The sequence below is a fragment of the Aeromonas fluvialis genome (assembly GCF_000819885.1).
Classification (GTDB): Bacteria; Pseudomonadota; Gammaproteobacteria; order Enterobacterales; family Aeromonadaceae; genus Aeromonas; species Aeromonas fluvialis.
On the sequence record NZ_CDBO01000036.1, the window covers coordinates 113,306 to 119,802 of the forward strand.

The 6,497-nt window shown below is 55.7% G+C and carries 5 protein-coding genes; all 5 read right to left on the reverse strand.

Features of this window, described 5'->3' with window-relative positions; translation table 11 throughout:
* Positions 1–37: 37 nt before the first annotated feature.
* The 5 genes from uhpT to BN1125_RS18535 all read right to left on the reverse strand — a co-directional run bounded on the left by uhpT (position 38) and on the right by BN1125_RS18535 (position 6,484).
* Positions 38–1,444 (reverse strand): hexose-6-phosphate:phosphate antiporter, encoded by a 1,407-nt coding sequence (gene uhpT, locus BN1125_RS08270; RefSeq protein ID WP_042011709.1) that lies wholly within the window; start codon positions 1,442–1,444, stop codon positions 38–40.
* A gap of 497 nt (positions 1,445–1,941) precedes the next feature.
* On the reverse strand, positions 1,942–3,849 hold the full coding sequence (locus BN1125_RS08275; RefSeq protein WP_042011710.1) for a PTS fructose transporter subunit IIABC: 1,908 nt from the start codon (positions 3,847–3,849) through the stop codon (positions 1,942–1,944).
* A gap of 535 nt (positions 3,850–4,384) precedes the next feature.
* Complete coding sequence (locus tag BN1125_RS08280; protein ID WP_042011713.1) at positions 4,385–5,161, reverse strand: phosphotransferase family protein; 777 nt, start codon at positions 5,159–5,161, stop codon at positions 4,385–4,387.
* Between the two features lie 11 nt (positions 5,162–5,172).
* On the reverse strand, positions 5,173–5,688 hold the full coding sequence (locus BN1125_RS08285) for a P-loop NTPase family protein (protein WP_042011716.1): 516 nt from the start codon (positions 5,686–5,688) through the stop codon (positions 5,173–5,175).
* A 79-nt stretch (positions 5,689–5,767) separates the two neighbouring features.
* On the reverse strand, positions 5,768–6,484 hold the full coding sequence (locus tag BN1125_RS18535) for a reverse transcriptase domain-containing protein (protein WP_084202283.1): 717 nt from the start codon (positions 6,482–6,484) through the stop codon (positions 5,768–5,770).
* Positions 6,485–6,497 lie beyond the last annotated feature (13 nt).

Sequence of the window (6,497 nt, forward strand, 5' to 3'; positions counted from 1 at the left end):
GGGTGGCCCTGAACACTCAGCGATAATCTTGAGGGGATCAGGCGGTCTGGGCAGCCAGCTCGGCGGCTTTCAGTTCGCGCTTGATGCGGCGGATCTTGCGCTCTTCGGCCAAAGCGACACAGGCCATCAGCACCAGACAGGCGGCTGCGGCGATATCGAGGGCGGCGAAGGTGCCGGTCCAGCCGGTCAGACCGAAGATGGGGGTACCATCGGCGATCATGCCCAGACCCAGTTTGGCGAAGCTGTCACCAATCAGGTAAGCGAAGGTGCCCTTGACGCCATCGGCCACACTGATGCCCTGCTTGGGGACGAAGCCCACGGCGGCGACGCCGATCAGCAGTTGCGGACCAAACACCAGGAAGCCCAGCAGGAACAGAGAGCCCAGGAACATGAACTGGGTGGTCGCATGCTGGTAGAGACCCAGAGTCGCGATAATCAGCGCCAGCGCCACGCAAGCCACCAGACCACGACGGCCATTGGCCAGATCGGAGAGGTAACCCCACATCAGGGTACCGACCAGTGCGCCCACTTCGAAGAAGGTGAAGCCCTGAATAGCGATCTCCTTGGAGAAGCCGAGCTCCTGGTGGGCGTAAACGGTGGACCACTGGTCGATACCGATGCGCACCACGTAGAGGAAGATGTTGGCAAAGCAGAGCAGCCAGATCACCTTGTTGAGCAGCACGTACTTAACGAAGATCTGACCCTTGGTCAGCTTTTGCTCCTCGGTGGCGACGTCCTCTTCGCTCGCCACTTCGTCAAACAGCTCTTCCACCTTGCCCAGACCGTAGGCTTCCGGTGAATCGCTACCAAAACGCAGGCCGATAAAGCCGACGATCAGCGCGATGATGGACGGGAAGATAAACATGCCGAGCACGTTGCCATCAAACAGGTAGTTGGCACCGAACAGCGCCACACCGGCCGCACCGGCACCGCCCACGTTGTGGGAGAGGTTCCACATACCCAGATAGGTGCCGCGCTTGTTGCGCGGGGTCCACTTGGTGATGGTGGAGTAGCTGCAGGAGCCGCCGCAGCTCTGGAAGAAACCGCTGGCCGCGTAGAAGAAAATCATGAAATAGAGGCTGAACCCGGTGCCGCCCATGCTGGCACTGAAGCCCAGCATGCAGAGCGCGGAGAGGATCAGCATCAGCGGCAGGAACTGCTTGGTGTTCTTGCCATCGGCATAGTAGGAGACAACGGTCTTGCCCACCCCATAGGTGATGGAGAAGCCAAGGCCGATCATGCCAAGCTCGGTCATGGAGAGACCGTACTCCTGGATCATGTCATTTTGCGCAATGTTGAAGTTCTTGCGGATCAGATACATGGTCAGGTAGCCAATAAATACAACCAGATAGGATTGCATAAACGGCTTGAACCAGAGCTTGCGCCGGGCTTCGACCGGCAGGTCGAGGGTGGGGACCCGGACCTGTTGGAGCAATTTCAACATCTTCGTTCATCCTCTGCGAGATAGACGGTATTTCCGCCGCGCCCCTCATTGGTAGATAGGTTGTAAGAGGTCACGCCACGGAAGGGGGAACGGAACGTCGGGGCTGCCAGCGGTTGCTGCGCTCGACGCTCCATCCATATAAACCCGGGCCCGGCACGGGATGACGGGGCAAGTTGCCCGTCGCGGTGCGGGTCACGACATCAGGTGAGGTGACTCTAATAAGAGGGGCAAAAAATGGCTTGAGAGCCATCCCTAGTGGGGCTAGGAAATTTTCCTAGTTTTTGCGCTTTCGCGGACAAAGCGTGAGAAACATCACACCGCTGACGCCGGATTGCTGCCATTTCAGCCCCTTTGGCGCTCTGTGTGAGTGCTGGGCTGAGGAGGGGAGAGGCCAGAAGGGAGCCTGGGAAAGGCCCGCCAGCCATCCCAAAAACAAGAGGCCACCCCGTGGGGTGGCCTCTTGTTATGCTCTACGAGCCGCCATGGCGAGGGGGCACTCAGGCCGCCTTGGCCAGGGTTACCTCGTCACTCTTTTTGACCCGCAGCTTTTTCAGGGCAACCGCCACCACGCCGGTGACGATGGCACCGCAGATCATGCAGAGCAGGGCCAGCAGCGGCTTGTTGACCGCACCCAGCAGGGCCACGATGGGGCCACCGTGGGCGACGCTGTTGGTGATGCCAAACAGGAAAGCCATCACCGCAGCGGTCATGCTGCCCAGAATGTTGGCCGGGATCACGGCCAGCGGGTCACGGGCGGCGAACGGAATCGCCCCTTCGGAGATCCCCACCAGCCCCATGGCACCGGCGGCTTTGCCCGCTTCGATTTCAGAGGCATCGAAGATACCCAGCTTGCGACCGAGCACGGTAGCCAGCGACATGCCAAGGGGCGCAGCCGGGATGGCGCAGGCCATGGCGCCCATAAACTGGGTCTGGCCGGAGGCAATCATGCCGACCGAGAACAGGAACGCCACCTTGTTGACCGGGCCGCCCATATCAAAGCCGGCCATACCACCTAGCACGATACCCAGCAGCACCAGACTGCCACCGCTCATGGAGAGCAGCATGGCGTTGAGACCAGTCATCATGTCGGCAATGGGGGCGCCGATGATGAAGATGAATACCGCAGCGATAAACAGCGACCCGACGATGGGGGCGATCAGGATCGGCACCAGCGGTTGCACCATCTTGTGGTAGTGACGTGTGGCAATCCAGCGCACCAGATAACCAACCAGCAGGCCCGCGATGATGGCACCGATAAAGCCGGTACCGGCATCAGCGCCGTAGAAACTGCCGTTGTTGGCGATCCAGCCGCCGATAAAGCCCGGTGCCAGTGCCGGACGGTCACCGATGGCGTAGGCGATGTAGCCTGCCAGAATGGGGATCATCAGGGTGAAGGCGGCGACGCCCACGTTGAGGATCTGGTTCCACATGCTCCCTTCCGGGATCTGCATGCCGCTCGGGGTCGGGTTGCCGCCGATGGCCAGCGCCAGCGCAATCAACAGACCGCCGGTCACCACGAACGGGATCATGTGGGACACCCCGTTCATCAGGTAGCGATAGAGATCGGAACTGCCGCCTGCACTCTTCTCTTCACCCTTTTTATCTTCTTTGCCAGCCACATAGGCGGGGGCTTTCAGCGCTTGCTCGATCAGCCCCTTGCCATCCTTGATGGGGGCCTTGACGCCGGTCTTGATGAGCGGCTTGCCAGCGAAGCGGACCATGTCCACCTGCTTGTCACAGGCAACCACGATGGCGCTGGCGTGGGCAATCTCGTCTGCGGTCGGGCTGTTCTTGACGCCGATGGAGCCGTTGGTCTCCACCTTCACCTCATAACCCAGCTCGCGGGCGGCGCGCTCCAGCGACTCGGCCGCCAGATAGGTGTGGGCGATACCGGCCGGGCAGCCGGTGACACCGATGATAAAGCCCTTGCTGGTGGTCGGGGCTTCGCTCTGCTCCTCTTTCTTGGCCAGCAGCAGCGCCAGCGCATCGGCCGGGGTGTTGGCCGCCAGCAGCTTGGCGATAAAGCCCTCTTCGATCAGCTTGCCGGAGAGCTCGGCCAGCACTTCGATATGGTGGTTGGCGCCGCCATCGGGGGAGGCGATCATGAAGAAAATGTGGGACGGCTTGCCATCTTCGGCGCCGTACTCGATGCCGTTGCGGCTGATGCCGATGGCGACCGCCGGGTTGCACACAGCCGCACTCTTGGCGTGGGGCAGGGCCACGCCCTCTTCAAAGCCGGTGTTGCCCAGCTCTTCGCGGGCCCACAGATCCTTGATAAAGGCCTGCTCGTCGCTGACCTTGCCTTGCGACGCCAGCAGGCGGGCCATCTCGGTGAAGACCTCTTCCTTACGCGTCGCTCTCAAATCGAGGTTGATCAGATGTTCATTGATCAAGGTGGTGATCATAGCGCTCTCCCCGCTTCCGGTGACGGAAGCTATGCGTGAGTACGTATCGACGTACTGGATAAAAATGACCTGATCATTATCGCGGCTCGCCCGCCCCCTCCCTATCGGACAAATGTGCTAATCACTGGATTTTTGTGCGCAGTAAAACGCGATGTGATGAAGATCCCGTTTTCAGGCAGGACTCGCCATTTTCAGCCGACCATCAATTTTTTCTTTAAAAACAGATAAATGTATTTATGTCAGGCTCGCCGTTAGGTTTGTGATGCGCCATATCAATAAATTAATCATCAGCGGGGTCTGGATTTATATGTGGTTAAACGGTGCCATCAGATGTGACCCTTCTCACAAAAAGTCGCCATTTCGCCGGGCGGATTAGGATTTTTATGCGCCTGATGGCGGAGGCCAATCGAATTGGCTGGGCGAGCGCAGAGGGGTGTTGTTTGGGAAGAAAGTGTGGTGGCAAGAGAGGGATGGCTGAAAAGATAGAGGTGATAACGCGAACGTTCGAATACGCTGCGCTATTCGAACCTGCGGATTACACGATATGCGCCACCGACCCCAGCCAGTTGGGAACTTGTTGCCGATACCACTCCAGATATTGCTGTGCCTGCGGCTTCTCTCTTCTGGTCAGCAGATTGGTGACCTCAATAATCAGCCAGCACTTGGCCATGACGAGATGGCGGAGCAACCGGTCGCCAGAGAGCAGCGAACTGTGGCGCAGATAGCGTTCAATGATGGTTTCATATTCAGCCAGCGAACCCATCCGCGGCACCAGCGGGGCCAGATCGATGGCCGGACTACCATAACCAAATCGCTCCCAGTCAAACAACACCAGCTCACCATTGTCGCGGGTGCCCCAGTTTCCCTCGTTGCTATCTCCCGAAATCAGGTATGACTCCTCGAATAGTTCGTGGCCGACTTGCTGGATATGGCGGATCTTCTCGTTTACCGCTTCCGGCAGGCAGAGTACAGAGAGCGCCTCGTTGGTGTCGGCGAGCGACCAGCCGTGAGTTTTCACCGCAAAGTCGGGCTGATAGTTGGCGTTATGCAGGCAGGCCAGCTGAGCAAAGGTCTGTTCGTTGTGGTGCAGCTGCGTGAGCGTGACCGGATGAGGGATCTGCTCAAGGAACAGGGTCTCCCCTTCGACCTTGAGCAGGGAAGGAGTGTTGAGCCCGCTCAAATGCAGTGCGGCGCGTTGGTAGAAATGGCGCTCGACAGGCGATGCGCAGCTTTTTCTGATACAGGGCTTGCCATCCAGCAGCTGGATATTTACCGAAGCGCCCCCCATTTTCGCCAACTCCTGTTGCGTCATCCTCTACCCCGTTAGCTATGAGTGGTCAGTTGCGTGAGATAGCTATTTACCTCTGTGCGAGTCGTGAAACGGTGCTTGTCGTTTGGGAATCGATCAAACAGCTCTTGATGGAATTGGCGGGAGCTTTTGCCGGCTCGCAGCCCATATTCCGATGCCCACACCAGCAGTTGTTGAAAGTTCGTTTCCGCTGCCACTGCATCCCGTTGCTTGGAACTTTGTGATCCACGTGATAGCAGTGAATCTCGGCATACAGACCAGTCGAGATCCAGAAAAAGCAGGGTATCAGCGGCATCAAGCAGTTGCTCGGCCAGGGCACCAAATACCCCTTCGACCACCCATGATGGCTCTTGAGCAAGTGTTTGAATGGCATGGTCAATCTCATGCTGGGGCCGTTTTTGGTTAAAGCCGCCCGGTTGCCAGACAATGGTGTCCAGATTGACCTCGCGGATAGTTAATACCTCAGCCAATCGAGCCGCCAACCAGCTCTTGCCCGATCCCGAGTTGCCAATAATCAGAATACGTTTCATCTCTGAGCGCTCTTTTCTGGAACAGATATCTGAAAGCGAGAAAATAGAGGTGATGACGCGAATATTCCAATACGCTGTGCTATTCGAACCTACGGGCTGTAATTTCTTTGTTTAGTAAGCTGGTATCAATTATATCCGGATACTTGTTTTTTAGATAGGATATGTATGTATAAAGTCTGGTATACATTTTTTTATCTACGGAGTAAACGAATGATAGTAATCCATTTATTCTTGAATAGTTGCTATGTTTTTTTATGAATAGATGGTGGATTTCAGCTCGAATATCCCTGTACTTTAATCTTCCTATGCCAACGTTGTTTTCTGATAAGATCAAACCAGTAACTTTCTTCTGTTTTATTACACCAGAGATGACGGTTTTAGACTTGTTTATTACAAAACCTTCATCAGATATTATTGTGCCTAAAAAAGACTTTGCATTTTCTATTTTTTTTGCTGTGTTGGATGACATTGTAATGTCATCAGCATATCTGGTGTAAGTAATCCCTTTGGGGCCAGCATATCCATTTATTCTAGAGTCAAGTTTTGCACATACTAAGTTAGCTAACTTTGGTGAGGTCGGTGCGCCTTGTGGCAGACCACCGTTAAAAACACAGAGGTTGGTGAGTAATGTACACATTTCTTTGTTATAACCGACAGAAGAAAAAATCCCGTATACTTTTCTGGCTGAGACGCTAGGGAAAAAATCTTGTAAGTCTAAAGATAATACATAATTTGAACCTATGTGGGGTCTTGCATTATCTAATATTGATGAGCCAGCTTCAAAACCTTTCCTGATTACCCATGATTAG

What these genes read in the sequence shown, in the direction of transcription:
- uhpT (WP_042011709.1), bottom strand. Translation starts at nt 1,444, where the DNA reads ATGTTGAAATTGCTCCAACAGGTCCGGGTCCCCACCCTCGACCTGCCG.
- BN1125_RS08275 (WP_042011710.1), bottom strand. Translation starts at nt 3,849, where the DNA reads ATGATCACCACCTTGATCAATGAACATCTGATCAACCTCGATTTGAGA.
- BN1125_RS08280 (WP_042011713.1), bottom strand. Translation starts at nt 5,161, where the DNA reads ATGACGCAACAGGAGTTGGCGAAAATGGGGGGCGCTTCGGTAAATATC.
- BN1125_RS08285 (WP_042011716.1), bottom strand. Translation starts at nt 5,688, where the DNA reads ATGAAACGTATTCTGATTATTGGCAACTCGGGATCGGGCAAGAGCTGG.